The sequence below is a fragment of the Dactylosporangium sp. NPDC000555 genome (assembly GCF_040300025.1).
Lineage (GTDB): Bacteria > Actinomycetota > Actinomycetes > Mycobacteriales > Micromonosporaceae > Dactylosporangium.
The window spans coordinates 29512-52295 of sequence record NZ_JBEPDB010000018.1 but is presented as its reverse complement, the minus strand read 5'-3'; the positions used below and the strand labels follow the sequence as shown (position 1 = coordinate 52295).

General features: G+C 73.8%; 22 protein-coding genes. 9 read left to right on the top strand and 13 right to left on the bottom strand.

Annotated features, from left to right (window positions below; all coding sequences use genetic code 11):
• The first annotated feature begins 440 nt into the window (after positions 1-440).
• Positions 441-599, top strand: a complete 159-nt coding sequence (locus tag ABT297_RS14395) for a hypothetical protein (protein WP_350548819.1) — start codon at positions 441-443, stop codon at positions 597-599.
• A gap of 50 nt (positions 600-649) precedes the next feature.
• On the opposite strand, the gene ABT297_RS14390 is transcribed toward ABT297_RS14395, so the two are convergent.
• Positions 650-1474 (bottom strand): sensor histidine kinase, encoded by an 825-nt coding sequence (locus ABT297_RS14390; RefSeq protein ID WP_350548817.1) that lies wholly within the window; start codon positions 1472-1474, stop codon positions 650-652.
• A 287-nt stretch (positions 1475-1761) separates the two neighbouring features.
• Between ABT297_RS14390 and ABT297_RS14385 the strand changes: the two genes are divergently transcribed.
• On the top strand, positions 1762-2889 hold the full coding sequence (locus tag ABT297_RS14385) for a histidine kinase dimerization/phospho-acceptor domain-containing protein (RefSeq protein ID WP_350548815.1): 1128 nt from the start codon (positions 1762-1764) through the stop codon (positions 2887-2889).
• 35 nt (positions 2890-2924) lie between these two features.
• Here ABT297_RS14385 and ABT297_RS14380 read toward each other — a convergent pair whose 3' ends face one another.
• Complete coding sequence (locus tag ABT297_RS14380; protein ID WP_350548813.1) at positions 2925-3365, bottom strand: SRPBCC family protein; 441 nt, start codon at positions 3363-3365, stop codon at positions 2925-2927.
• A 212-nt stretch (positions 3366-3577) separates the two neighbouring features.
• Between ABT297_RS14380 and ABT297_RS14375 the strand changes: the two genes are divergently transcribed.
• Together ABT297_RS14375 and ABT297_RS14370 are read left to right on the top strand one after the other, a co-directional pair.
• A complete protein-coding gene (locus ABT297_RS14375) occupies positions 3578-4045 on the top strand; it encodes a GNAT family N-acetyltransferase (protein WP_350548811.1) in 468 nt (155 codons plus the stop codon).
• Positions 4046-4244: 199 nt separating this feature from the next.
• Positions 4245-6995 carry a carbohydrate-binding protein gene (locus ABT297_RS14370; protein WP_350548809.1) on the top strand — a complete coding sequence of 917 codons (2751 nt, stop codon included), beginning with the start codon at positions 4245-4247 and terminating at the stop codon, positions 6993-6995.
• Between the two features lie 52 nt (positions 6996-7047).
• Here ABT297_RS14370 and ABT297_RS14365 read toward each other — a convergent pair whose 3' ends face one another.
• The 4 genes from ABT297_RS14365 to ABT297_RS14350 form a co-directional block, all read right to left on the bottom strand.
• Positions 7048-8004: an anti-sigma factor RsbA family regulatory protein gene (locus ABT297_RS14365; protein WP_350548807.1), complete on the bottom strand. Its 957-nt coding sequence runs from the start codon at positions 8002-8004 to the stop codon at positions 7048-7050.
• Positions 8001-8831 carry an MEDS domain-containing protein gene (locus ABT297_RS14360; protein ID WP_350548805.1) on the bottom strand — a complete coding sequence of 277 codons (831 nt, stop codon included), beginning with the start codon at positions 8829-8831 and terminating at the stop codon, positions 8001-8003. Before ABT297_RS14360 ends, ABT297_RS14365 begins: the two co-directional genes overlap by 4 nt.
• Before the next feature lie 103 nt (positions 8832-8934).
• On the bottom strand, positions 8935-9429 hold the full coding sequence (locus ABT297_RS14355; protein WP_350548803.1) for a hypothetical protein: 495 nt from the start codon (positions 9427-9429) through the stop codon (positions 8935-8937).
• A gap of 84 nt (positions 9430-9513) precedes the next feature.
• A complete protein-coding gene (locus ABT297_RS14350) occupies positions 9514-12735 on the bottom strand; it encodes a GH92 family glycosyl hydrolase (RefSeq protein ID WP_350548801.1) in 3222 nt (1073 codons plus the stop codon).
• 272 nt (positions 12736-13007) lie between these two features.
• Between ABT297_RS14350 and ABT297_RS14345 the strand changes: the two genes are divergently transcribed.
• From ABT297_RS14345 to ABT297_RS14335, 3 genes are all read left to right on the top strand, one after another.
• Positions 13008-14057 carry a lysylphosphatidylglycerol synthase transmembrane domain-containing protein gene (locus tag ABT297_RS14345; RefSeq protein WP_350548799.1) on the top strand — a complete coding sequence of 350 codons (1050 nt, stop codon included), beginning with the start codon at positions 13008-13010 and terminating at the stop codon, positions 14055-14057.
• A 28-nt stretch (positions 14058-14085) separates the two neighbouring features.
• Complete coding sequence (locus tag ABT297_RS14340) at positions 14086-15246, top strand: glycosyltransferase family 4 protein (RefSeq protein ID WP_350548797.1); 1161 nt, start codon at positions 14086-14088, stop codon at positions 15244-15246.
• A 299-nt stretch (positions 15247-15545) separates the two neighbouring features.
• On the top strand, positions 15546-16379 hold the full coding sequence (locus tag ABT297_RS14335) for a PIG-L family deacetylase (protein WP_350548795.1): 834 nt from the start codon (positions 15546-15548) through the stop codon (positions 16377-16379).
• Here ABT297_RS14335 and ABT297_RS14330 read toward each other — a convergent pair.
• From ABT297_RS14330 to ABT297_RS14320, 3 genes are read right to left on the bottom strand one after another with little or no spacing between them, the layout of a single operon-like run.
• Positions 16346-17593 carry a YncE family protein gene (locus ABT297_RS14330; RefSeq protein WP_350548793.1) on the bottom strand — a complete coding sequence of 416 codons (1248 nt, stop codon included), beginning with the start codon at positions 17591-17593 and terminating at the stop codon, positions 16346-16348. The two genes, ABT297_RS14335 and ABT297_RS14330, sit on opposite strands and share 34 nt — an antisense overlap.
• Complete coding sequence (locus ABT297_RS14325) at positions 17590-18360, bottom strand: polysaccharide deacetylase family protein (RefSeq protein WP_350548791.1); 771 nt, start codon at positions 18358-18360, stop codon at positions 17590-17592. The genes ABT297_RS14330 and ABT297_RS14325 overlap by 4 nt, the downstream gene beginning before the upstream one ends.
• Positions 18305-19000, bottom strand: coding sequence for a phosphatase PAP2 family protein (locus ABT297_RS14320; RefSeq protein WP_350548789.1), 696 nt, complete (start codon positions 18998-19000; stop codon positions 18305-18307). The genes ABT297_RS14325 and ABT297_RS14320 overlap by 56 nt, the downstream gene beginning before the upstream one ends.
• A gap of 117 nt (positions 19001-19117) precedes the next feature.
• On the opposite strand from ABT297_RS14320, the gene ABT297_RS14315 reads away from it, so the two are divergent.
• The gene (locus ABT297_RS14315; protein ID WP_350548787.1) at positions 19118-19804 is read left to right on the top strand and encodes a response regulator transcription factor; all 687 of its coding nucleotides are present in this window, start codon (positions 19118-19120) and stop codon (positions 19802-19804) included.
• Between the two features lie 28 nt (positions 19805-19832).
• On the opposite strand, the gene ABT297_RS14310 is transcribed toward ABT297_RS14315, so the two are convergent.
• Genes ABT297_RS14310 through ABT297_RS14295 form a run of 4 tightly spaced genes read right to left on the bottom strand, consistent with a single transcriptional unit; the run spans position 19833 to position 21874 of the window.
• On the bottom strand, positions 19833-20516 hold the full coding sequence (locus ABT297_RS14310; protein ID WP_350548785.1) for a cysteine hydrolase family protein: 684 nt from the start codon (positions 20514-20516) through the stop codon (positions 19833-19835).
• A gap of 58 nt (positions 20517-20574) precedes the next feature.
• The gene (locus ABT297_RS14305; protein WP_350548783.1) at positions 20575-21060 is read right to left on the bottom strand and encodes a hypothetical protein; all 486 of its coding nucleotides are present in this window, start codon (positions 21058-21060) and stop codon (positions 20575-20577) included.
• 60 nt (positions 21061-21120) lie between these two features.
• A complete protein-coding gene (locus tag ABT297_RS14300; protein ID WP_350548782.1) occupies positions 21121-21453 on the bottom strand; it encodes an ArsR/SmtB family transcription factor in 333 nt (110 codons plus the stop codon).
• Positions 21443-21874, bottom strand: a complete 432-nt coding sequence (locus tag ABT297_RS14295; protein WP_350548781.1) for an SRPBCC domain-containing protein — start codon at positions 21872-21874, stop codon at positions 21443-21445. The genes ABT297_RS14300 and ABT297_RS14295 overlap by 11 nt, the downstream gene beginning before the upstream one ends.
• Positions 21875-21962: 88 nt before the next feature.
• On the opposite strand from ABT297_RS14295, the gene ABT297_RS14290 reads away from it, so the two are divergent.
• The gene (locus ABT297_RS14290; RefSeq protein ID WP_350548779.1) at positions 21963-22757 is read left to right on the top strand and encodes an endonuclease/exonuclease/phosphatase family protein; all 795 of its coding nucleotides are present in this window, start codon (positions 21963-21965) and stop codon (positions 22755-22757) included.
• The last annotated feature ends 27 nt before the right edge of the window (positions 22758-22784 follow it).

Sequence of the window (22784 nt, the reverse complement as noted above, 5' to 3'; positions counted from 1 at the left end):
GCGCGCTGCTGTGGCTCGCCGCCGCGATGGGCGCGCTCGCCCTCGTCGCCCTGGGCCTGTACGCGCCGACGCCGGCCCGGCTGCCGCGCCGCGACCGGCTGGCCCGGCGTACCGGATGTGGGCCGCTGAGATGACCGCGATCACGCCGCAGGCCGTGCTCGCACCGGCACGGGAGCGGGCCTCGGAGCGCGGTCTCACCCACCCATCCAGGCCGGCTGAAGGGCGGCTGCGACCCCGCGCGGGTCCTGTCCTGTCGTCCCCTCGCCCCCGGCGGAGGGTCACGCCCTCGCGTGCATCCGGTGCGGCCTGAGTGAACCCACCGTGAATGCCCCTCAGTGTGTTGCGATCGTCATTGCAGTACCATATGGAGAAGTTTCACTGAGTGTCACAGATCAGCTACGCTGAATGTCCAGCGTCCGGATGGGGAGAAATAGGCGACCATGGTCAAGAAGATCCTCAAATGGGGCGGCCTGGCGTTCCTGGTGTTCTTCGTCGCCTACCGCCCGCAGTCCGCGGCCAACGTGGTGGGCACCATCGGCGGCAGCATCCTCGAGATCGCCAACGGCTTCGGCGACTTCTTCGCCTCGCTCGGCGGCTGACACCCCCGCCGGCGTGCCCGCCCACCGCCGGAACGCGGTCGTCGCGCTCTTCACGTTCTGATGGCGCCGCGGCGGCGCAGCAGGACGTGCGCCGGGTCGGGCGGCGGCGCGGGCGGCAGGGTCACGGTGACCGCGATGCCCGCGTCCTGCGCCACGACGTCGAGGGTTCCGCCGTGCCGGCGCACCACGACCCCGGCCACCGCCAGGGCCAGCCCGACGCCCTCGAGCTCGGCGACGCCGGGATTGAGGCCGGGCCCGGGGCCGAAGCACCGCTCGTACGCGGCGCGCTGCTCCGCGGCGGGGGTGCCGCCGTCCGGGCAGGCGATGACCACGCGCACGCCGCCCTCCGCGCACGGGTCGGCGGCCAGGCGCACGGTGCCGCGCCGCGGCGCGAACCCGATCGCCGCGGACAGCAGGTTGCTCAGCGCCCGCCGCAGGTGGTGCGGGTCGGCGTGGAGCCCGACGGCCTCGGGCACGGCGACGTCGATCGTCACGCCGGCGGCGCGGGCCGGCGTGGCGAGCTCCCCGGCCGCGCGGGCGGCGAGCGGGGCGAGGACGGTCGGCCGCGGGGCGAGGCCGAAACTGCCGTCGTCGAGGCCGGACAGCACGATGAGGTCCTCGACGACGCCGTACACGCGGCCGGCGCACAGGTCGATCAGCGCGACCATGCGCTGCTGCTGCTCGCTCATCGGGCCGGCGCGACCGGAAGCGAGCACGTCGCTGTACCCGCGTATGACGGTCAGCGGCGTGCGCAGCTCGTGCGCGGCGATGCGGATGAACTCGGTCCGCAGCCGCGGCGCCTCCGGAGTGGGCGCGTCGGCGCGGGCCGCCACGGGGCGGGGCGGCGAGCCAGGAGGCCGGGGTGCGGCGGGCATGGAGGGGCGACCTCCCTATGCGCTTCGTCGATGGCGCCGGCCGCAGGGACGACCAACGGTGCATGTCGGGTATGTCGGCTATATCCTGCCGAACGTAGCATCTGGATCATGCGGATTCGGTACCGTCGAACGGAAAGCAACCGACCCGAGGTCCTGGGGGTGCGATGGCGACGGTGCTGCCGGCGGAGGAGGACGACGACACGGCGGTCCGTGAACTGATGGAGTTCATGCCCACGGGCACCGGGCTCGCCGCCCACGTGCCGCCTCAGTCGCCGCGGAGCTGATCCGTGAACGCGGCGGTATCGGCCGGGCGGGCGCGGGTGGCCGCGGCGCCCGGGATCGCGCCCGACCTGCTGGCCGAGGTCATCGGGGTGCTCGACGTGGGCGTCGCGGTGGCCGGGCCCGACGGGCGGCTCGTGCTGGTCAACCGGGCGGTCCCGGAGCTGCTCGGGCTGGTCGGGCAGGGGCGGCTGGCCGACCCGCTGGGCATGACGCTGTCCGAGATCGCCGAGGCCCTGACGGCCCGCGGCGCGCCGGCCCTCGCGGCGGCGCTGAGCTGGCCCCCGCCGCCGCGCCCGCAGCAACTGTGCCTGCCGGACGGGCGCAGCGTCCAGGCCGCCTGGCACCGCCTCGAGCCGGACGCCCCGGGCGAACCCGGCGACGGCGGGTGGGTGCTCGTCGTGCGGGACGTGACCCTGCAATCGCAGGTCCGGCGGCGGCTGCGGGAACACAACCGGGCCCTGGCCCAGAAGGTGGCCGAGAAGACGGAGCTGGTCTCGGCGCTGTGCCACGAGCTGCGCACGCCGCTCACCTCGACCAGCACGATGCTGGAGCTGATGCCGGACGCGGCCGCGGCGGCGGGGGTGGGCGAGCTGCTGGACGTGGTGCGGCGCAACGCGGCCCGCATCGGCGACGTCGTCGACGAGTTGTCCACGCTCAACGCGCTGGAGCAGGGTCAGGTCGAGCTCGACGTGCGACCGGTACCGCTGGACGGGCTGCTGCGCGAGGCGGTGGCGCGGTGGAACGCCCGCGAGCCCGCCGCCGCGCCCGTCACGCTGGCCGTCGACGGCGAGCCGCGCGCCACGATCGCGGCCGACCCGGCGTGGCTCGCGGCCCTCTTCGAGCGGCTGCTGTCCGTGGCGGTCGCGTCCGCCGGGGACGCGCCGGTGCGGGTCACGGCGACGGCCGGGCCGGACGGGTGGCTCGTGCGGCTGCCGCTGCACGAGCAGCTCACCAGCAACCGGCTCTTCACCGCGACCGGCGGGGCGCGCACCTCCACGGCGCTGATGCTGGCTCGCGCGGTCGTCGCCCGGCACGGCGGCACGCTGCGGACGGCCACCGCCGGGGGTGGCGGCGCGATCGAGCTGCGCCTGCCCCGCGAGGGCCGCGCCGGGCCCCGCCAGGGTCAGGCGTAGACGGCCTCGGCGGCGTGCCGGGCCGCCCAGCCCCGTCAGCCCCGCTCGAGCCGGCGGCGCAGCGCGGCGAGGTCCTTGCGGTTCGCGGCGCGCACCGCCAGCGCGACCAGCGGCCCCGCGAGGCGGCCGAGGCCGGCCGGCTCGCCGCGGTTGCGCATGGTCATCAGGGTGCCGCCGCCGGGGTGGTCCGCCCACGTGTACGTGGTCTCCATCGGGAACGGCCCTTCGGCGGTGCGCATCACCAGCCGCTCGGCGGCGGTGTACTCGACGACCTCGTAGGTGTGGACGCGCCGCCGGCCGAGGAAGCGGGCCACGAACGCCACCCGCGAACCGAGGCGCACGGGCGGTGCCGTGCGCCAGTCGACCGAGTCGACGTTGGCGTACCACTGCGGGGCGTTGCCCGGGTCGGCGGCGTATGCGGCGACGACGTCGCGCGGCCGGCCGATCTCGATCTGGGTCAGCACGTCCACGGCCACGTCACCATCGTGCACCTCGCGCGGGGCGGTCAGCGCCCGAGCGGCCCGAGCCTCATGCCCGGGTGAGCGCCGGACCCGGCCATCGCGGCGCCGGCGGCCCGGCGCGTACCTCGCCGAGGGTGAGGGTGCACCGGAACACGGCCCGGACGTTTATCGGTTGAGCCTGCCCGCGAACGGGTGCCAACCTGGCGGTCCCGACGAAGGAGTGCGACATGACGCCGCCGTTCGAGCTGGTCGCGGTGGACCGGGCCGCGGCCGAGGAGCTCGTGCCGATCCTGCGCGATGCCGAGGAGGGCGACGAGCGGATCCGGGCCGTGCTGGACGAGCCGGCGTGCCGGGCCTACGCGGCGCGCGACGGCGGCGTGCCCGTCGGCGCGGCCGTCGTGCGCTGGGCGGCGCGAGAGCCGAGCGAGATCGTGTATCTCGCCGTCGCGCGCGAGCAACGCCGGCTCGGGCACGGGCGGCGGATCCTGGCCGCGCTGCAGGCCGAGCTGCCCGCGCACGGGCGGCGGCTCATCGTGGGCACCGCGAACTCCTCGCTGGACAACATCGCGTTCTACCAGCGGTGCGGCTTCCGCATGCTGACCGTGCACCGCGACTTCTTCGCCTACATCCGCCCGCCGATCCACGAGGACGGCATCCCCATGCTGGACATGATCGTCTTCTCGTTCGACGCGTGAGGGCACGCGTCAGTCCGCCAACGTCCTCAGGCCGTCGAATTTTTGCCGAAGAACCTCCGAAAGATGACCCTTGACGGGCGACTGTTCGGAGCGTTGTATGCAAATACTTGCGTCAGTCGCGTTCCGAGCCGCGCGTCGGCGGTGCGCTCACGGACCGCGAGGTACGCCGCTACGTACCGCAGGTCCGAGGAGGACTCCGATGAGACGACCATCGATCAATGGCGCGCGCCGCGTGCTGGCCTCGGCGGCCGCCACCGCCCTGGCCGGCGCGCTGCTCCTGGCGGCACCGCCGGCTCCGGCCGCCGCCGGTCCGGCCGCCGGGGCGAGCACGCCCTTCACCAGCTACGAGGCCGAGGCCGGCACGCCCGGCGGCGGCGCCACCACCGTGTCGCTGACCGCGGCACCGACCACGCAGTACTCCAGCCCCGCCCTGGAGGCGTCCGGCCACGCGTACGTGCACCTGGCCGGCCCAGGCCAGCGCGTGCAGTGGACGAATACCACCGGCCGCCCGATCAGCGCGCTCGTCGTGCGCGCGAGCATCCCGGACTCCCCCACCGGCGGGGGGATCACCGCCACCCTCAACCTGTACGTCGACGGCGCGCTGCGCCAGGCCCTGAACCTCAGCTCGAAGCAGACCTGGGTCTACGAGGGCAACAACCACTACAACGACAGCAGCGACCAGAACCCCGCCGACGGCAACCCGCGCGTCTTCTTCGACGAGGCCAGCGCCTTCGTCAACGGAGCGCCGATCGCGCCGGGCGCCACGTTCGCGCTGCAGAAGGACGCGGCGAACACCGCGTCGTACTACGACATCGACGTCGTCGACGTGGAGAACCCGCCGGGGCCCATCGCCCAGCCGGCGAACTCCATCTCCATCACCTCCTGCGGCGCGGTGCCCGGCAACGCGGGCGTGGACAGCACCGCGGCCATCCAGAGCTGCATCGACCAGGCGCAGGCCCAGGGCAAGATCCTGTGGATCCCGGCCGGGACGTTCTACCTGAAGGGCACGAACGGCCTGCACGCGCAGGGGATCACGATCGCCGGCGCGGGACCCTGGTACAGCACCATCTACCGCGCGGTACCGCTACCGAACAACACCCCGCTCGGCGCGGTCTTCCAGGTGACGTCGTGCACGGTGAAGGACTTCCACATCGACTCCAACGCCACCAGCCGGGCCACGGCCGACGGCGCCGGCGGTGCGATGGACACCACGGGCACCAACTGGGTCGCCGACAACATCTGGACCCAGCACACCCTGTCGGGCTTCTGGGCCTCCGGCACCGGCGGCACCGTGCGCAACAGCCGGCTCACCTCGATCTGGGCCGACGGCATCAACCTCAACAACGTCTCGCTGAACAACTCGGTCGGCAACAACCTGTCCGCGACCAACAACTTCGTGCGCGGCACCGGCGACGACGGCATGGCCATCAACTCCGTCAACTACAACACCGACGGCAACGGCAACCGGACGTACTACACCCCGATGTCCAACGTGTCGTTCACCCGCAACACGGTGATCGCGCCGTGGGGCGGCAAGGGCATCGGCATCTACGGCGGCAGCGGGCACGACGTGCAGTACAACGCGATCAGCGACACGGCGCGCTACATCGGCCTCGGCGCCGGCCGGTTCGGCGTCAACGGCAGCGACCTGCTCGGCGCCACCGTCAACGGCAACGTCGTGACGCGCTCCGGCGGCAACGGCTACAACCAGGGCCAGCCCGCGCTGCAGGTCGGCAACGGCGGCGACGGCCAGAACGTCGGCGCCGTCGACCGGGTCACCGTCACCAACAACACCGTCGTCGACGCGCTGTACGACGGCATCGGGTTCTCCACGTCGACGAACACCCAGCTGCAGAACAACACCGTCACGTCGCCGTGGCGCAACGGGATCGTCGTCGCGCCGCCGTTCTACCCGGCGCCGAGCGGCTCGGCCGCCATCACCGGCAACACGGTCACCGGGCTGCGCGCCGGTGCGTCGCCGTACCTGAACAACTCCGGCGGCTTCGCCGCGACCCTGAGCGGCAACAGCTGGCAGGGCGGCGGCGGGCCGGTCCAGGCCCCGTTCGGCGGCGCTCCCGCCGCGATCCCCGGCACGGTCCAGGCCGAGAACTACGACACCGGCGGTCAGGGCCTGGCGTACAACGTCACGTCGGTCAACGGCACCGGCAACGCCTACCGCGCCGACGGCGTCGACCTGGAGGCCACGTCCGACACCGGCGGCGGCTACAACCTCGGCTGGACCAGTGGCGGCCAGTGGTTCCGCTACACCGTCAACGTGGCCACCGCGGGCGCCTACACGCTCAGCGCCCGGGTCGCCGCGCCGAGCGCCGTGACCGGCGCCCTGCACCTGGCCGACGCCTCCGGCAGCAACCTCACCGGCGCGGTGAACATCCCGGCGACCGGCGGCTGGCAGAGCTGGGCCACCGTCACCGCGACGCTCACCCTGCCGGCCGGCACCCAGGTGCTGACCCTCGCCGAGGACAACGCCGGCTGGAACCTCAACAGCCTGCAGTTCACGGCGGGCGGCGCGACGACCCCGACGAACCTGGCCGCGGGCCGGCCGACCACCGAGTCGTCGCACAACCAGGCGTACGCCTCGTCCAACGTCACCGACGGCAACCAGGGCAGCTACTGGGAGAGCGTCAACAACGCGTTCCCGCAGTGGGTCCAGGTCGACCTGGGCTCGGCCCGCCAGGCCGGCCGGGTCGTGCTGCAGCTGCCGGCGTCGTGGGGCGCCCGCAACCAGACGCTGACGCTGCAGGCCTCGGCCGACGGATCGTCGTTCGTCACGGTGGCGGCGGCCGCGTCGTACACGTTCTCCCCCGCGTCGAACAACACCGTCACGATCACCTTCCCCGCGGTGACGCAGCGGTACTGGCGGGTGACGGTCGGCGCGAACACCGGCTGGCCGGCGGGCCAGCTTTCGGAGTTCCAGGTCTGGAACCCGTAGCACAGTTCGCGGGGGCCGGGCGGGCGGGTGCGCCGGCCCGGCCCGGGCTGCGTCAGGGGTGGGGCCGGCCGGCGACCAGGCGGACGGTGAAGGCGCCGTCGCGGTGCTGCATGGACACGAACGCGCAGACCTGATGGGCGACCCACAGTCCCAGGCCGCCCGTCGCCGCGCCCGTCGGCCGCAGGCCGGCGAGCGGGTCCGACAAGCCCGGGCCGTGGTCGGTGACCGCCACGACGATGCGGCCGGGGGCGGCCCACACGCGGACCTCGACCGGCGGCACGCCGTGGACGATGGCGTTCGTGACGGCCTCGGTCGCGGCGAGGGTCATGCCCCGCACGTCGTTCGCCGGCACCCCGGCGGCCGGGGCCGTGGCGACGACGGTGGCGCGGACGGTCGCGGGGGCCGGATCGGTGAGGTAGGCCAGCGGCTCGGTGTCCTCGACGGGGTCGCGCCACGACCAGGCACGGTCGCGCATGAAGTCCTCGGGGGGCACGAAGTCGGGGTTGGCGTGGTGCTGCCCGGCGGTGGTGGCGATCCGCGGATGGGTGCGCCGCACCTCGTCGAGCACGTCGCCGGGGGTGGTGCGGGTGTCGTACGGGCACAGGCCCCAGACCGGGAAGTCGTCCCAGACGCGGTTGACGGCGGCCTCGTAGCGGCCCCACCAGTCCCACGGCGCGCCCAGGCCCGGGTGGGGCACGTCGCCGGCGAGGCGGACCTGGGCGGCGCCGGCCGCCACGTAGTCGGCGAGCAGTCCGCTGTATCGGCGGATGGCGGTGGCCGGGCTGGCGTAGTGGGCGCCCGCGTCGGCGAACAGGATGCCGGCGCGGCCGCCGAACACGGAGCGCACGATCGACTGGTTGTGCGGGGCGAACGCCGAGATGATCGGCTCGCCCACGGCGAGGCCCTCGGTGAAGAACGGCGCCACGACGGCGAGGAACTCCTCGTCCGAACCGTAGAAGGCGGTCTCGTGAAAGTGGCCCCGGTGCCCCGCGGCCGCGCCCGCTCTCATGTCGCTTGTGCCACCATGTCCAGGAGGTCGCTCAGGTATGGGCTGAGGCCGGTGAGGCGCAGCTGCGGGATCTCCCTGGTGCAGCGCAGCAGGGCCGCCGCCGTCCCCACGTCGGCGAAGGTCAGGCCGGAGACGTCGATGGTGAGCGGGCCGTCGCCGGGCGCGTCGTGGGGCAGGCCGGCCAGCACGGCGGCCAGCGCCGTCCGGTTGGCGATGTCGGCCTCGCCGGCGATCGCCAGGCCGCGCGGGTCGCTGGTGTAGCGCAGCCGCAACTGCGGGATGCGGGGAACGCCCGGTTCGATGGTGCCGGGATGGGCCTGGATGTACTGCCGCAGGCGCGCCGGCGAGAACGTGCTGCGGTCGTACAGGCAGACCACGCAGGCGAACCCGGCGACGAAGACCCGGTTGACCTCGGCCTCGTACCAGGCCAGCCGCTCGGTCCCGGGGACCGGGTCCGCCGCCCAGCTCATGTCGCCGACCACCCGCATCCCCGGGTAGCCATCCTCGCGGATGCGGTCCAGTTCCTCGCGCCAGGCGTCGATGACCCGCTCCGGGTCGAACGCGCCCGAAGGCAGGTAGCTCTCCCGGGCGCCGGTGATCACGAACTGCCCGCTGCGCAGCGCCTCGCGGGCGCGGCCGTCGGCGGCCTCGAGGGCCTCGGCGACGACCGCCGGCGCGACCCTGGCGATGCGGCAGATGACCTTGTCACCGCTGTCCAGCGCGGGCAGGATGAACGCTTCGAGCACGCCGGACCGGCCCACCAGGCCGCCGTGGAGGACGCACACATGATCGCCGGGCGCCAGGCCGCCCAGGGTGGTGCCCGCCACCGCGTCACCTCACTCCCCGTGCGCGAGCCCCCACACGGTACCGCAGATGTCACCCGCGGCGCCGCACGGTCACCCTTTCACGGGACCCGATGGGTGCCGGCCCTCAGCGCGCGGGCGGGACGGGGGCGTCGGGGAGGTGCTTGGCCCGATGATCGCGCGGCGGTACGGCCGGCGCGGCGGCCGGTGCCGGGACGAGCACCATCTGCGGCCGCCCCGGCTCGGCGGCGGTGAGGTTGCCCTCCCGCAGCTCGCCGGGGCGCATCGACATCCCGGTCGCGGCGAGCGCGATCAGCAGCGCGCCCCAGGCGAGGGCGGGGGTCCGGCGCTGCCTGGGCCGCGACGCCCGGGCCGAGTGCCCCGGGCGTCGCGGGGTTCCCGGGTGCTTCGCCACGACCGCCCGCACCACCCCAGCCGGCCGGGTCGGCGGGACCGGCTGGGCCGGCGCCGGGACGACGGGGATCCCGGCGGTGGAGTGGCGCGGGCGGTAGTCGGGCGGTGCCGTCCGGGGTGGCGGCACGAACGAGCGGCCCTGGTGGGCTGGTGCGACATGGGTGATCGGGATGGCCCGGACGTACGGGCGGACAAGGGCCGGAGGCATGAGGCGACGGTAAACCTCATCAGCGCTCGCCGATCCCGTCCGGACCGGGTGAGCAGAAGAATCACCCGCCGCCTCACCCGGGCCTCACCCGAACACGCGCAGCTCGTAGATGCGGGTCGCCTGGTCGGTGGTCTGCGTCGGCGTGACGATGTTGAGTCTGACGTACCGGCCGGAGACGCCGCTGACCGGGTGCGTGGTGTTCGCCGCCGTGTTGCCGGCGACGTCGACGGCCTTCGTCCAGGTGTTGCCGTCGCTGGAGACCTCGATCGTGAACGCCTTCGTGTTGTACGTGGCCGGCTCGCCGCCGGCCTGGGCGTGCGCGACCTCGAAGCGGCCGATCGTGCGGGTCACGCCGAGGTCCACCCGCAGCCAGGCGCCGGCGACCGCGGAGCAGAACTTGTCGCTGTTCCCGCCGGTGACGCTGCCGTTGACCGCCTTCTCCGGGCCCTCGGTGGCCGCGCACGCGGTGGTGCCGGTGGCGGGCCGGTTCAGCGCCAGGTTGGCCGGTGCGGTGCTGCCGCCGTACGCCTCCAGCTCGTAGATCCGGGTGGCGGTGTCGGCGTTCTGGGTCGGCGTGGTGACGTTGAGCCGGACGTACCGCGCGGTCGTGGCCGGCATCTCGTGCGTGGTCACCGGGTCGGCGTTGTTCGTGACCGTGGCCGCGGTCTGCCAGGTGCTGCCGTCGGTGGATAGCTGGACGGTGAACGCTTTGGTGTTGAACACCGCCTGCTCGCCGCCGGCGCCGGCGTGCTTGACGACCAGCCGGGCCAGCGACTGCGGTGAGCCGAGGTCGACCTGCAGCCAGGCCGGGCCGGCCAGGGAGCAGAACTTGTCGGTGTTCCCGCCGGTGACGCTGCCGTTGACGGCCTTGTCCGGCCCCTCCGTGGCGGCGCAGGCGGCCGATCCGGTCGCGGCGCGGCCCTGGGCCAGGTTCGGCTGCGGGGCCTGCGGTGTCGTGTGGTTCGACGACGGCGGGGCGTCGGCGGCGCCGGTGCCCCAGGTGCCGGGGGCGCCGGCCACGGTGTAGGCGAGCGCGGCGCCATGGGCGAGGTCGGCCTGCGACAGCCAGGTGCGGGTGAAGGCGGTGCCGCCGAGGGCCGCGGTGGCGATGTAGCGGTTCGCGTCGGTGACGCCGGGGGCGGAGATGGTGACGGTACCGCCCTGCTGGGACCCGAACGAGCCGACGGTGAGCCGCGCCGATGGGAACTGGGGCGTGCTCACGCCGTAGAAGTTCGCGCCGTTCATGAGCGGATACAGGCCCAGCGACGCGAACACGTACCAGGCCGACATGGTGCCGAGGTCGTCGTTGCCGGTGACGCCGTTGGGGCCGTTGGCGAAGAGCGTGAACGCGGCGCGCAGTACCGTCGAGGTCTTGTAGGGCTGGCCGGTCCACAGGTAGGTGTACGGCGCTAGCAGGTCCGGCTCGTTGTTCGGGTTGTACGTGGTGAAGCTGTAGTAGTCGTAGGCGCCGTTGACCCACTTGTTGCGCGCCGTGCCCGACGGGTCGTTGAGCAGGTCGCCGTAGGCGAAGAACTGGTCGAGGCGGGTGTTCGCGGCCGCCCTGCCGCCGAGCAGCGCCACGAGGCCCTCGGGGTCCTGCGGCACGAGCCACTGGTACTGGTACGCCCCGGCCTCGTGGAACGTGTGCGCGCCGTCGGTGGGCGAGTACGGCGTGGCGAAGACCCCGCCCGCGTTGCGCGGCCGGAAGAACCCGATCGACGGGTCGAACAGGTTGCGGTAGTTCTGCCCGCGCGCGGCGAGCAGGTCGGCGTCGGCGGTGTGCCCGAGCGACCGGGCCATGATGGCGAGGGCGGAGTCGGCGGCCGCGTACTCCAGGGTCGCCGAGCTCGGGTACTGGCAGTCGTGGTCGAACAACGCGGTCGGGTTGCACGTCACGCCGGTCGGGACGTACCCGAGCGCGGCGTAGTACGGGTTGCCGTTGCGGCCGTTGAGCCCGGTCGAGGCGGGCGGGGTGCCCAGCGCGTTCTTGCGCAGTGCGGCGTAGAACTGCTCCTCGTAGCCGGAGAGCAGGCCGCGGGCCCAGAGGTCGACCAGGAAGGGCGTGACCGGGTCGCCGGTCATCGTGTTGGTCTCGGTGTTGGCCAGCGCCCAGCGGGGCAGCCAGCCCAGTTCCCGGTCGACGGACAGCAGCGACAGCGCGGAGTCCCGGGCCACCTGTGGCTCCAGCAGCGCGACGAGCTGGTTCTGCGCGCGGTAGGTGTCCCACAGCGAGAACGTCTGGTACGGCGTGTAGCCAGCGGCGGTATGGATGGCGTTGTCGAAGCCGCGGTAGGTGCCGTCAACGTCGCCGGCGAGGTTGGGGTGCAGCAGCGCGTGGTAGAGCGACGTGTAGAAGGCGACCTGCCGGTCCGTGGCGCCGCCGTCCACCTCGATCTTGTGCAGCTTGGCGTTCCAGGTGTCGCGGGCGGCCTGCCGTACCGTGTCGAAGGCGAACCCCGCGGACGACGTCTCCGCGGCCAGGTTGGCCCGCGCCCCCGCCGGGCCGGTGTAGGACAGCCCGACCTTCACCGTCACCGCCCGGTCGGCGCTCGTGTCGAAGCGCACCCAGCCGCCCCTGGCGCCGCTGCCGCTCGCGGAGCGCGACCCGGCGCTGAACGTCGAGCCGGACCACGTGCCGAACGCGGCGAACGGGCGGCTGAACTGCGCGGTGAAGTACACCGTGTGCGCCGGCGACGGGGCGCAGAAGCCGGTCGTGGTCACCGACCCCTCCACCGTGTCGCTGCCCACGATCGACAGCGAGGAGCTGCTCGCGCCGGTCGCCTGGCCGCGCGCCTGCGCGGTGTTGAACAGCACGTTGGACTGGGTGCCGGCCGGGAAGGTGTACCGCTGCCAGCCGGTGCGCAGCGTCGCGGTGAGCTCGGTGGTGACGCCGTTGGGGAGCCCGACGCGGTAGTAGCCCGGGGCGGCCTGCTCCTGGGCGTGGTTGAGCGCCTGCCCGTAGGCGTTGGGGTCGTTGGAGGCGACCGCGCCGACCGTCGGCATGAGCGGCACCTCGCCGGCGACCGGGCAGCCGACGCCGGACAGATGCGTCTGCGAGAAGCCCCAGATCTTCGTCTGGTCGTAGTTGTAGCCGGTGCCCCAGCCGGTGTCGGGGCTGACCTGCACCATCCCGAACGGCAGGGCCGCGCCGGGGAAGGTGTTGCCCTCCTTCTGCGTCCCGATCATCGGGTTGACGAGGGTCGTCAGGTCGGTGGGCACCGCGGCCCGGGCGGGCGCCCCGGCGGCGAGGACGGTCACGGCGGCCGCAACCGCGGCGGCCAGGGCGTTGCACAGCAGCCTTCTCACGTCGCTCCGATCGGTCAACCGGTGAGTGGGCCGCCGACCGCCGAAATCGACGCTCGTGAAGATTCTCGCGAATCACGAGATCTGTCAATACTTGTCAAATGACGAGCGTCGCCCCCTGCGGCTGATCAGAAACGGCCACCGCAGGTCCGGATTTTCCGGTGTGTATGCCATGACGGGTGTCACAATCGATCACGGGCGTCATTCAGCGTTCTTTCAGCAGCCGTCTGCGACCTTGAGCGACTCGACAACGGGTGGCGAACGGGGAGGACCGCATGGGCCGGACGGGGAGCTTGGACGCCGCGCCGCGCGAGGCCGCGTCGGGCCGCGGGCGGCGGGCGGCACTGCTCCTGGTGGGCATCGCGATCGTGGTGTGGTCGGCGGTGCACCTGTCGGCCGTCGGCGCCTCGTGGTCGCAGGCATGGCGCCTGATCACAAACCTCGGCTGGCGCTGGCCGCTGGGGCTGGGCGTGGTGTGGCTGCTCGGGCTGTGGGTGCACACGAGCGTGCTCACCGCCTCGCTGCCCGGGCTCAGCCACCGCCGGGCGCTGACGCTGAACCTGTCCGGCAGCGCCGTGGCCAACGTGCTGCCGCTCGGCGGCGTGGCCGGCACCGCGCTCAACCTCGGCATGGTCCGCGGCTGGGGGCACACCGGCCTGGAGTTCGCCCGGTTCGTGGTGGTCTCGAAGGCCTCGGACCTCGTCGCGAAGCTCATCATGCCGCTGGTCGCGGTCGCCGTGCTGCTGCTCGCCGACGCGGGCCCGGTCGGGCACGAGGTTCTGTGGCTCGTGTGCTCGGCCGCCGGCGCCGCCGCCGGGATGCTCGTCGTCGCCGCCCTCCTGGGCCGGGCCGCCCCGCTGCTGCGCCTGGTCGCGCTGGCCGAGCGGGTGTGGGCCCGGCGGCCGCGCCGGCGCGCCACGGCGGCGGAGCCGGGCTGGACGGCGGCGACGGCCGCGCTGCTGGACGGCACCGACCGGCTCGTGCGGCGGCGGTGGGCGGAGCTCGGCTGGGGCATGGCCGGGTACTGGCTGCTGCAGGGTGCCCTGCTCTGGCTCTGCCTGGTCGCGATCGGCGTACACCTGCCGGTGCCGGTGGTGCTCGCCGGCCTCGTCGCCGAGCGCGTGCTGACCCTCGCGGCGATCACGCCGGGCGGCGCCGGTGTGGTCGAGGCGGGCACGATCGCGATCCTCATCGCCCTCGGCGCGGACCCCACCGAGGCGATGGCCGGCGTCCTGCTGTACCGCGCGTTCGTCTTCGTCGCCGAGATCCCCATCGGCGGCCTGGCCACGGCGTTGTGGCTGCTCGGCCGGCGCTTCGCCACGTGAGCCCGTCCACCTCTGGAGAGCACCGTCCATGCGTATCGCCCATGTCACCGACGTGTACCTGCCCCGGCTCGGCGGCGTCGAGCTGCAGGTCCACGATCTGGCCTCCCGGCAGTACACCATCGGCCACGAGACTTTCGTGCTCACCACCACCGCGCCGACCGCCTCGAGCCGGCCCGCCGCCCTGGGCGACGTGCCGGTGCTGCGGGTCGGGCGGGACGCCGCCGGCCTCGGCGCCGGCCCGTACCGGACGTTCGGCGTCCGCGCACTCGGCGAGGTGCTGCGGGCGCACGGCGTCGAGGCCGTGCACGCCCACGTGTCCGCGTTCTCGCCGCTGGCGTGGACGGCGGCCCGGCTCGCGGCGGCCGGCGGCCCGCCCACGGTCGTCTCGGTGCACTCGATGTGGCACGACATCGCGCCGCTGGTACACCGCTTCGCCCGCTGGCAGAACGCGGCCGCCTGGCCGGTGCAGTGGGCCGCGGTCAGCAGCGCCGCCGCGTCCGCGGTCCGCGAGGCCCTCGATGGCACGCCGGTCGCGGTGCTGCCCAACGGCATCGACCCGGCCGCTTGGCTGCTGCCCGCGCGCGGACCGGCCGCAGGGCCGGCTGCCAGGGCCGGCGTGCCGACGCTGATCAGCGTGATGCGCATGGTGCGGCGCAAGCGGCCCAAGGCGCTGCTGCGCACCCTGTTCGCGCTGCGCGAGTCGCACCCGGGCCGGTTCCGGGCGGTGCTCGTCGGCGACGGCCCGCTGCTGCCCGGCCTGCGCCGCGAGATCGCCGCCGCGGGCGCCGGGGCGGACATCCACCTCACCGGGGCGCTGGACCGCACCGCGATCCGGGCGCTGCTGGCCTCCGCCGACGTGTACGTCGCGCCGGCGCCGCGGGAGTCGTTCGGCATCGCGGCGCTGGAGGCGCGCAGCGCCGGCCTCCCGGTGGTGGCGCGGGCCGGCAGCGGGGTCGCGGACTTCATCCGCCACGGCGTCGAGGGGTGGCTGGTCCAGTCCGACGATGAGCTGCGCGCGACGCTCGGGGGGCTGCTGGACGAGCCGGGACGGGCGGCGGCGGTGGCTTGGCACAACCGGGCGGTGGCCCCGGTCGTACGCTGGGACACCGTGCTCGATGCCGCCGACGCGCTCTACGCCCGGGCCGCCGCCTTCCTGGGCCGCCGCGCTCCACTCGGCGAGGCCGCATGACCGGTCCGGAGCGGAGCGGAGGGGCCGGTCATCAGCAAGCTCAGCCTCCATGTGACCGACGAGCGAAGCGAGGAGGGCGCATGACCGGTCCGGAGCGGAGCGGCGCCCGGTCTGGGTCGATCCACGCGAAGCCTCATCGAGCCAGACTGGGCGGAGGGGCCGGTCATCAGCAAGCTCAGCCTTCAAGTGACCGACGAGCGAAGCGAGGAGGGCGCATGACCGGTCCGGAGCGGAGTGGAGGGGCCGGTCATCAGCAAGCTCAGCCTCCATGCGACCGACGAGCGAAGCGAGGAGGGCGCATGACGTTCACGATTGTCGCCTTCCACGCGCATCCCGACGACGAGACGCTGCTGACCGGCGGGACCCTCGCCCGGGCGGCCGCGGAGGGTCACCGGGTCGTGCTGGTCACCGCCACGCTCGGGGAGGCCGGGCTCTCCGCCGGGCACACCGGCGCGACGCTCGCCGAGCGGCGGCGCCGGGAGCTGCTCGCGGCCGCGGCCGCGCTCGGGTGCGCCCGCGTGGAGACGCTCGGCTACGCCGACTCCGGTCTCGACGCCCGTTCGGCAACGGATGCGCGGCGCTTCGCCGACGTGCCCGTCGAGGAGGCCGCCGGGAGGCTGGCCGCGATCCTGCGCGAGGAGCGCGCCGACGTCGTGACCGGGTACGACCCGCGCGGCGGGTACGGTCACCCCGACCACGTGCAGGTGCACCGCGTCGCCGCGGCCGCCGCGCGCCTCGCCGGGACGCCGGTGCTGCTGCAGGCCACCATCGACCGCTCCGCGCTGCGGCCGGTGCTGGCGGTGCTGCGCCTGGCCGGGCGGCTGCTGCCGTCGCTCCCGCTCGGCGGTGCCGCGACGGCGTTCAGCGAGCGGCGGGAGATCACGCACGTGGTGGACGTCAGGGGGTACCACCGCCAGAAACGCGCCGCGATGCGCGCCCACGCCAGCCAGGGCGAGGGGGGCGGGGGTGTGCGCACCCTGGCGCTGCTGTCGCGGCTGCCGGGGCCGCTGTTCCGGGTCGTGGCCGGGCGCGAGTGGTTCGTCGAGGCGGGACGCCCGGCCGGAGACCGGGCGTCCGGAGACGTCTTCGACCGTGTGCGTCAGCGCAGGATGCCGGTGTGGCCGAGTGAGTAGCGGCCCGGCTGGGGCCAGAAGCACAGGCCGTGCGGCTGGGTGCCGACCTTGATCCGGGCCAGCAGGTGGCCATCGGCGGTCGACAGCGCGTATACCTCGCCGTTGTAGCGGCCGGACAGCCACAGCACCGCGCCGTCGGCCGACACGCCGCCCATGTCGGGACTGCCGCCGCCGGGGATGCGCCACTTGGCCACGAGCTTGCCGGTGGCGAACTCCAGCAGCGACACCGAGCCCTCGCCGCGGTTGGCGATGTAGAGGTACCGCGAGTCGCGGCTGACGTAGAGCCCGTGCGCGCCGGCGCCGGTGGGCAGGAACGTGCGCACCTTGAACTGGTCGCCGTCGAGCTCCCACACCCCGGAGGTGTGCATATCGGCGACGTACCACGTGGCGCCGTCCGGCGAGATCTTGATGTCCTGCGGCATCGACTGCTGGCCGCTGAGGTGCAGCTGGCCGATGACCTCCTGCCGCTGCACGTCGACCTTGATCAGGTCGCCGGAGAACTCGCAGGTGGCGATGAAGTATCGGCCGTCGGGCGAGAAGTCGGCGTGGTTGACCCCGGAGCAGTTGACGGTGAGCTCGCGCACGATCGCCATCGTGTGCGGGTCCCGGAAGACGATCTTGCGCCGCGCCTCGGACATCACCATCGCATACCGGCCGTCGGGCGTGAAGTAGAGGTTGTACGGGTCGTCGACCGCGATCGGCTTGCCGAACGTGCCCGTCGCCGGGTCGATCGGGACGAGCGCGTTGCCGGTGTTGTCGTTCACCCACAGGGTGCGCAGATCCCACGACGGCACCACGTGCTGCGGGCCGCCGCCGACGCGCACGGTCTGGATGACCTTGAATGTGGCCGGGTCGATGACCGACACGCTGTCGCTGCCGAGGTTCGGCACGTACACCCGGACCGGGTCGCCCTTCACGACCGGGGAGAAGGCGTCCGGCCGGTCCGCGGCGTAGACGTCGTGCGGGTCGAGCGGCGGCGGCATGCCCGGCAGCCCGGGGCCGGGGCTCGTGCCGGCACTGCCCGACGGTCCGGCCGGACCCCCGCTGCCGCCCATGCCCGGCATGTCGGACATGCTGGCCGGCGCGTTGTCGTCGCCGGGGCCGGCCGGGTGCTGCCCGGAGTGGGCGCTCCGGTCGGGCGAGGCGGAGCAGCCGGCGGCGAGGAGCACGACAACGCCGGCGAGCGCGGTCAGCGCCCGGATCCGGGCGGTCACGCGAACAGCTCCGAGGCGGTCACCGGGCGCAGGCCGCGCTCGCGCAGACCGGCGAGGAGCTTCGGCATCGCGGCGACGGTGCTCGCGTGGCCGAAGTGGAGGCTGACGATCGAGCCGTTTCGCACGCCCCGCAGCGTATTGCGAACCACGGCGTCGGCACCGGGGTCCGTGAAGTCGAGCGAGTCGGTGTCGTATGACAGACAGGTGGGGTAGCCGGCCCGGGCCGCCTGCGCCCGGATCCGCGCGGTGCTGTGCTGGGTCTGCGACGGGCGGAACCAGCGCCCGATCGAGCCGCTCACGTCGCGCAACGCCGTGGCGCAGCCGTCGATCTCGGCGTAGGCCTCCGCCTCGGACATGCCCGCGATGTCGGCGTGGTTGAGGGTATGGTTGCCCAGTTCGTGGCCGTCGTCCAGCACGCGCCGGGCGAGCGCGGGCTGCTGGCGCAGCCACACGCCGACGGCCAGCACGGTGACGTGGACGCGCTCGGCGGCGAGGGCGTCGAGCAGGCCGCCGACCACGCCCGGCTCGCCCTGCCCGTGGAACGTGAGGGCGACGGCGGGCACGTCCCGCGGTCCGCTGTCCACCTCCGCCGGCAGCGCCCTCGGCACGGTGCTCGCCGGGGTCGCGGACGGGGATCCGGGCCGGGATCCGGGCTGCGACCCGGTCCCCGCGGGCCGCGGGGTGGAGGCGCCCGGGGACGGCGCCGGGGCGTCACAGCCGCCGAGCGCCGCGGCTCCCGCCGCGATGAGCAGAGTCCGCCGATGCATGAGGGTCGACCTTCCTGTGGAGTGCGAGTGCGAGGGCCGTGATCACGGTCGTGGCCAGCAGCCAGCCGCCGAGCACGTCGGTGGGCCAGTGCGCCACCAGCGCGACCCGGCTCACCCCGACCAGCACCGCCCAGGCCAGGGCGACGGCGACGAGGGCCCGCCGCGCCCACCGGGGCCGCAGCGCGGCCAGGCCGAGCACGATCACGACGCCGGCGGCGAGCGCGGACGATGTGGTGTGCCCGGACGGGAACGAGAAGCCGTACGCGTCGGTGAGCCGGTGCTCGGGGCGGTGCCGGGCGATGAGGTGCAACAGCGCCAGCCGCGCGCCCGTGCCGAGCGCGGCGACGGCGGCCACGAACAGCGCCGGCCACCACCGGCGGGCCAGCAGGCTCGCGGCGAGGACGGCGACGAGCATGCAGTACATTGCGATGGGATCGGCACTGTGCGTGACCGCCATCATCGCCGAATGCCACCACCCGTGGCCGGCGGTGAACCGGCGAGCGGCCGCGCTCACCGTCGCGTCGGCGCTCAGCAGCGCGGACGCCCGGGCGGCGACCAGGGCGCTCAGCGCGGCGAGCGCGAGCGCCGCGAGTCCGGCGACGAGGACGACGGTGCGCTGTGGACGATCGGGCGGTGGCACACACCATGGTGACCCGGCACACCTGAAAGCGGGCTGAAGACCCACGACATCCTCAGGATTGGTTCAGGATCGCAGTGTGAACTAGTGACGTCACGCTGATTTGGGGGGTGGGGCGCTGTGCGCGTGCTGGTGGTCGAGGACGAGGTGGACCTCGCCGAGACGATCCGCGACGGGCTCGCGGCCGAGGGGTTCACCGTCGACCTGATGCACACCGGCGTGGACGGCCTGTGGGCGGCGACCGAGACGCCGTACGGCGCCTACGACGCGGTCGTGCTCGACATCATGCTGCCCGGGCTGTCCGGCTACGAGGTGTGCCGGCAGTTGCGCGAGCGCGAGGTGTGGACGCCGGTGCTCATGCTCACCGCGAAGGACGGCGAGTACGACCAGGCCGACGCGTTCGACCTCGGCGCCGACGACTACCTGACCAAGCCGTTCTCGTTCGTGGTGCTGGTGGCGCGGCTGCGGGCGCTCATCCGGCGGGGCGCGCCGCAGCGGCCCGTCGTGCTCAGCGCCGGCGACCTGCGGCTCGACCCGGTGCAACGGCGGGTCACCCGCGACAGCGACGAGATATCGGTGACGGCGCGGGAGTTCGCGCTGCTCGAGTTCATGCTGCGCCACCCCGGCGACGTGCTGAGCCGCACGGCGATCATCGAGAACGTGTGGGACGCCCACTTCGACGGCGATCCGAACATCGTCGAGGTGTACGTCGGATACCTGCGCAAGAAGATCGACCACCCGTACGGCCGCACCGCGATCCGCACCGTGCGCGGCGCCGGCTACCGGCTCGACCCCGACGGCGGCTGACCCGGGCACGTGTTGCCCGCCGGGCAGCTCAACGGCATTCGATGACGCCGGCCCCGGCGGTGACCGCGGCGGCGATGGCGGACGCGGGCGCGTGCAGGGCACCGATCCGGGCCGCCTCGGCCAGGTGCCGCCCGTCGGCGCCGGAGATGGCGTCGGCGGCGGCGACGACCCGGAAGTCGCGCTCGGTGGCCTGCAGGATCGCGGCGCGCGGGCAGTTGGGGAAGTTGCAGCCGGCCACGACGACGGTCGACACGTCCAGCCCGCGCAGGAACGCCTCGAGGCCGGTGCGGTGGAACGCGCCCCAGCGCGGCTTCCACATCGCCCACTCCCCCGGCCCCATCGCCTGGAACTCGCCGGCGAGCAGGCCGGCCGGGTCCAGCGGCGGGGCGCCCGGCGGCAGGATCTCCGGCGCCGGCTGGGAGCCCGGGCTGCCGGGCCGCACGATCGGCGCGCCGCCGTCGAGCAGGGTGCGCCGGGCCAGGTCGACGTCCGGCCCGTCGTACAGCCGGACCACGTGCACGACCGGGCGCCCGGCGGCCCGGAAGGCCCCCGCGAGGCCCGCGACGGCCGGCAGTACCGCGGCGGTGCCGGGGATCGGGCTCGCCCCGCCCTCGACGAAGTCGAGCTGGGTGTCGATGGTGAGCAGCGCCGCCCGGCCCCACTCGGGACGCAGCCAGGGATCCGCCGCGAGCTCTGCCGGTTCGATGCTCATGAACGACATCATCCCGCATCGCCGCACGTACTGATACCGCCCACGGTCGTATGCGGTATCAGTACGTGCGGTAGCGGCACCAGCCGCGGGCGGCGCGGGTGTTGAGCAGGATCACGAACAGCAGCGGGAACGCGATCGACAGCAGGATCGCCGCGTACGAGGCGCTGGTCGTGTAGCCCTGCCAAAGGCCGCCGGCGATGCTCAGGATGTTGAGCAGGGTGAGCACGATCCGCGCCCAGTTGCGGCCGCGCTGAACCTTGCGGCCCAGCACGATGGCGATCAGGCCGGCCGCGGCGAACAGGCCGCTGACGATGTACGTCGCGGTGGTGACGGCCTGCGGGCGGGTGGTGAAGACGTCGTTGCCGGCGTCGATGTTCCACTCCGGGGCGATGCTCGCCACGGCCAGGGCCATCAGGACGGCCGCGCCCAGCAGGAGGAGGCCGCCCAGGTACTGGAAGATCGCCACGACGTGCAGGGAGATCGGGGCGGTGGTGCGGACCGGGTGTGAGTGCCACGCCTGCTGCGGCTGGTATGCGTACGCCATACCCGACAGCGTGACCCTCGTTCCCGGCCGCGGAATCCCCGATTCATGCCACCTCGGGTGTCACCGTCGGTCGAGATGGTCCTTCAGGGCGTCCAGGTGCCCATCCCAGTCGCGCGCCAGTGCGGCCAGGAACTGCCGTGCCACCTGCATCGGGGCCGAGCACAGCCGGTATCGCACCCGGCGGCGCTCCCCCGGCTCGGCCGTCACCAGGCCGGCCTCGGTCAGCAGGGCCAGGTGCTTGGCGATCGCCTGCCGGGTGATCGGCAGGCGGTCGGCCAGGTCCGTGGCCGTGGCCGGGCCGCCCTGCGCCAGCGCGGCGAGGATGCCGCGGCGGGTGGGGTCGGCCAGTGCGGCGAAGACCTGCTCGGCGATCGCCTCGATGTCAGGCGGCATTGAGGTATTCGACCAACTCACCCAGCTCGTGTGCCCAACCGTCGGTGTTGCTCTGGAACGCCTTACGGTACTGGTCGTCGGGCAGCTGGGCGAAGCCGGTCTCGATCATGGTGAGCCGGGTGCCGGCGCCCGCCGGCTCGAGCGTGAACTCGACGTAGGTGCGGCGCGGGTCGCCCTCCGCCATGCCGTAGATGCCCCAGGTGAAGCCGAACACGGACGGCTCCTCGACCCGCTCGATGCGCAGGTTGGCCTTGTCGCCGCTGTCCCAGGTCAGCTGGGCCGACCCACCCTCGCGCAGGTCGACGGTCGCGCCGTTGCCGAACCAGGTGCCGAGCCCCTCCGCCGTGGTGAGCGCCGCCCACACCTTGGCGGGCGGGTGCGCGAGGTCGACGGTGCGCTCGATGCGATCGGGAAATGCCATGACAGCCTCCATAAAATAGCAACCATTCGGTTGCTATCCAACCTATTGCAACCACTAGGTTGCGTCAAGCGCCGCGCACAATGTTCCGGTGACGGATGACGGTGTGCTGCGGCTGCTGACCCTCAACGCGCTGTTCAAGGGCGACGTCCGGCCCCGGCTGCGGGCCATCGGCGAGATGCTGGAGCGCTGCGCGTACGACGTCGTGTGCCTGCAGGAGGTGATGGCGCGCGGTCACGCGCGGCTGCTGGGGCGGCTCGCGGCGGCGTACCCGCACCGGCTGCACAGCGGCGCGGTGCTGCTCAAGGGCGGCCTGGTCCTGCTGTCGCGGTGGCCGGTCGTGCGGCAACGGTTCGTACGGTATCCGTTCACCCGCCCGGTCCGGCCCGAGTTCCTGATGCGCAAGGGCGCGCAGGTGGCGCTGCTGGACACGCCCGCCGGCCGGCTCGCGGTGGTCAACACCCACCTGTCGGCCAACCGCGACGACGACTGGTCGGACGGCAACCGGTACTCCGGCGTCGCGCGCGCCGAGCTGGGCCGGCTCGGCGCCGAGCTCGCGGGGCTCGACCCGGTGCTGCCGCTGGTGGTGACCGGGGACCTCAACCTCCCGCGCGAGTCGCCGGCGCTGGCGCGGTTCTGTGCGGCGGCCGGGCTGCGCGACGCGATGGCCGGCGACACGCGCCCGACGTACCGGCCCACGCCGAGCTGGCCGGCGCCGCCCGCGTTCGACCACGTGCTCGTGCGGCCCGGTGCCGGCGGCGGGCTGAGCGCCGAGTGCCGGCTGGTGCTGCGGGACGACACGGTCACGCTGGACGGCGGCCGGAGCGTGTACCTGTCCGACCACTACGGCGTCGAGGCCGACCTGCGGCTCGCCGGGAGCGGCTGACCTCCACCCGGGTCCCCGGGCGCCCCG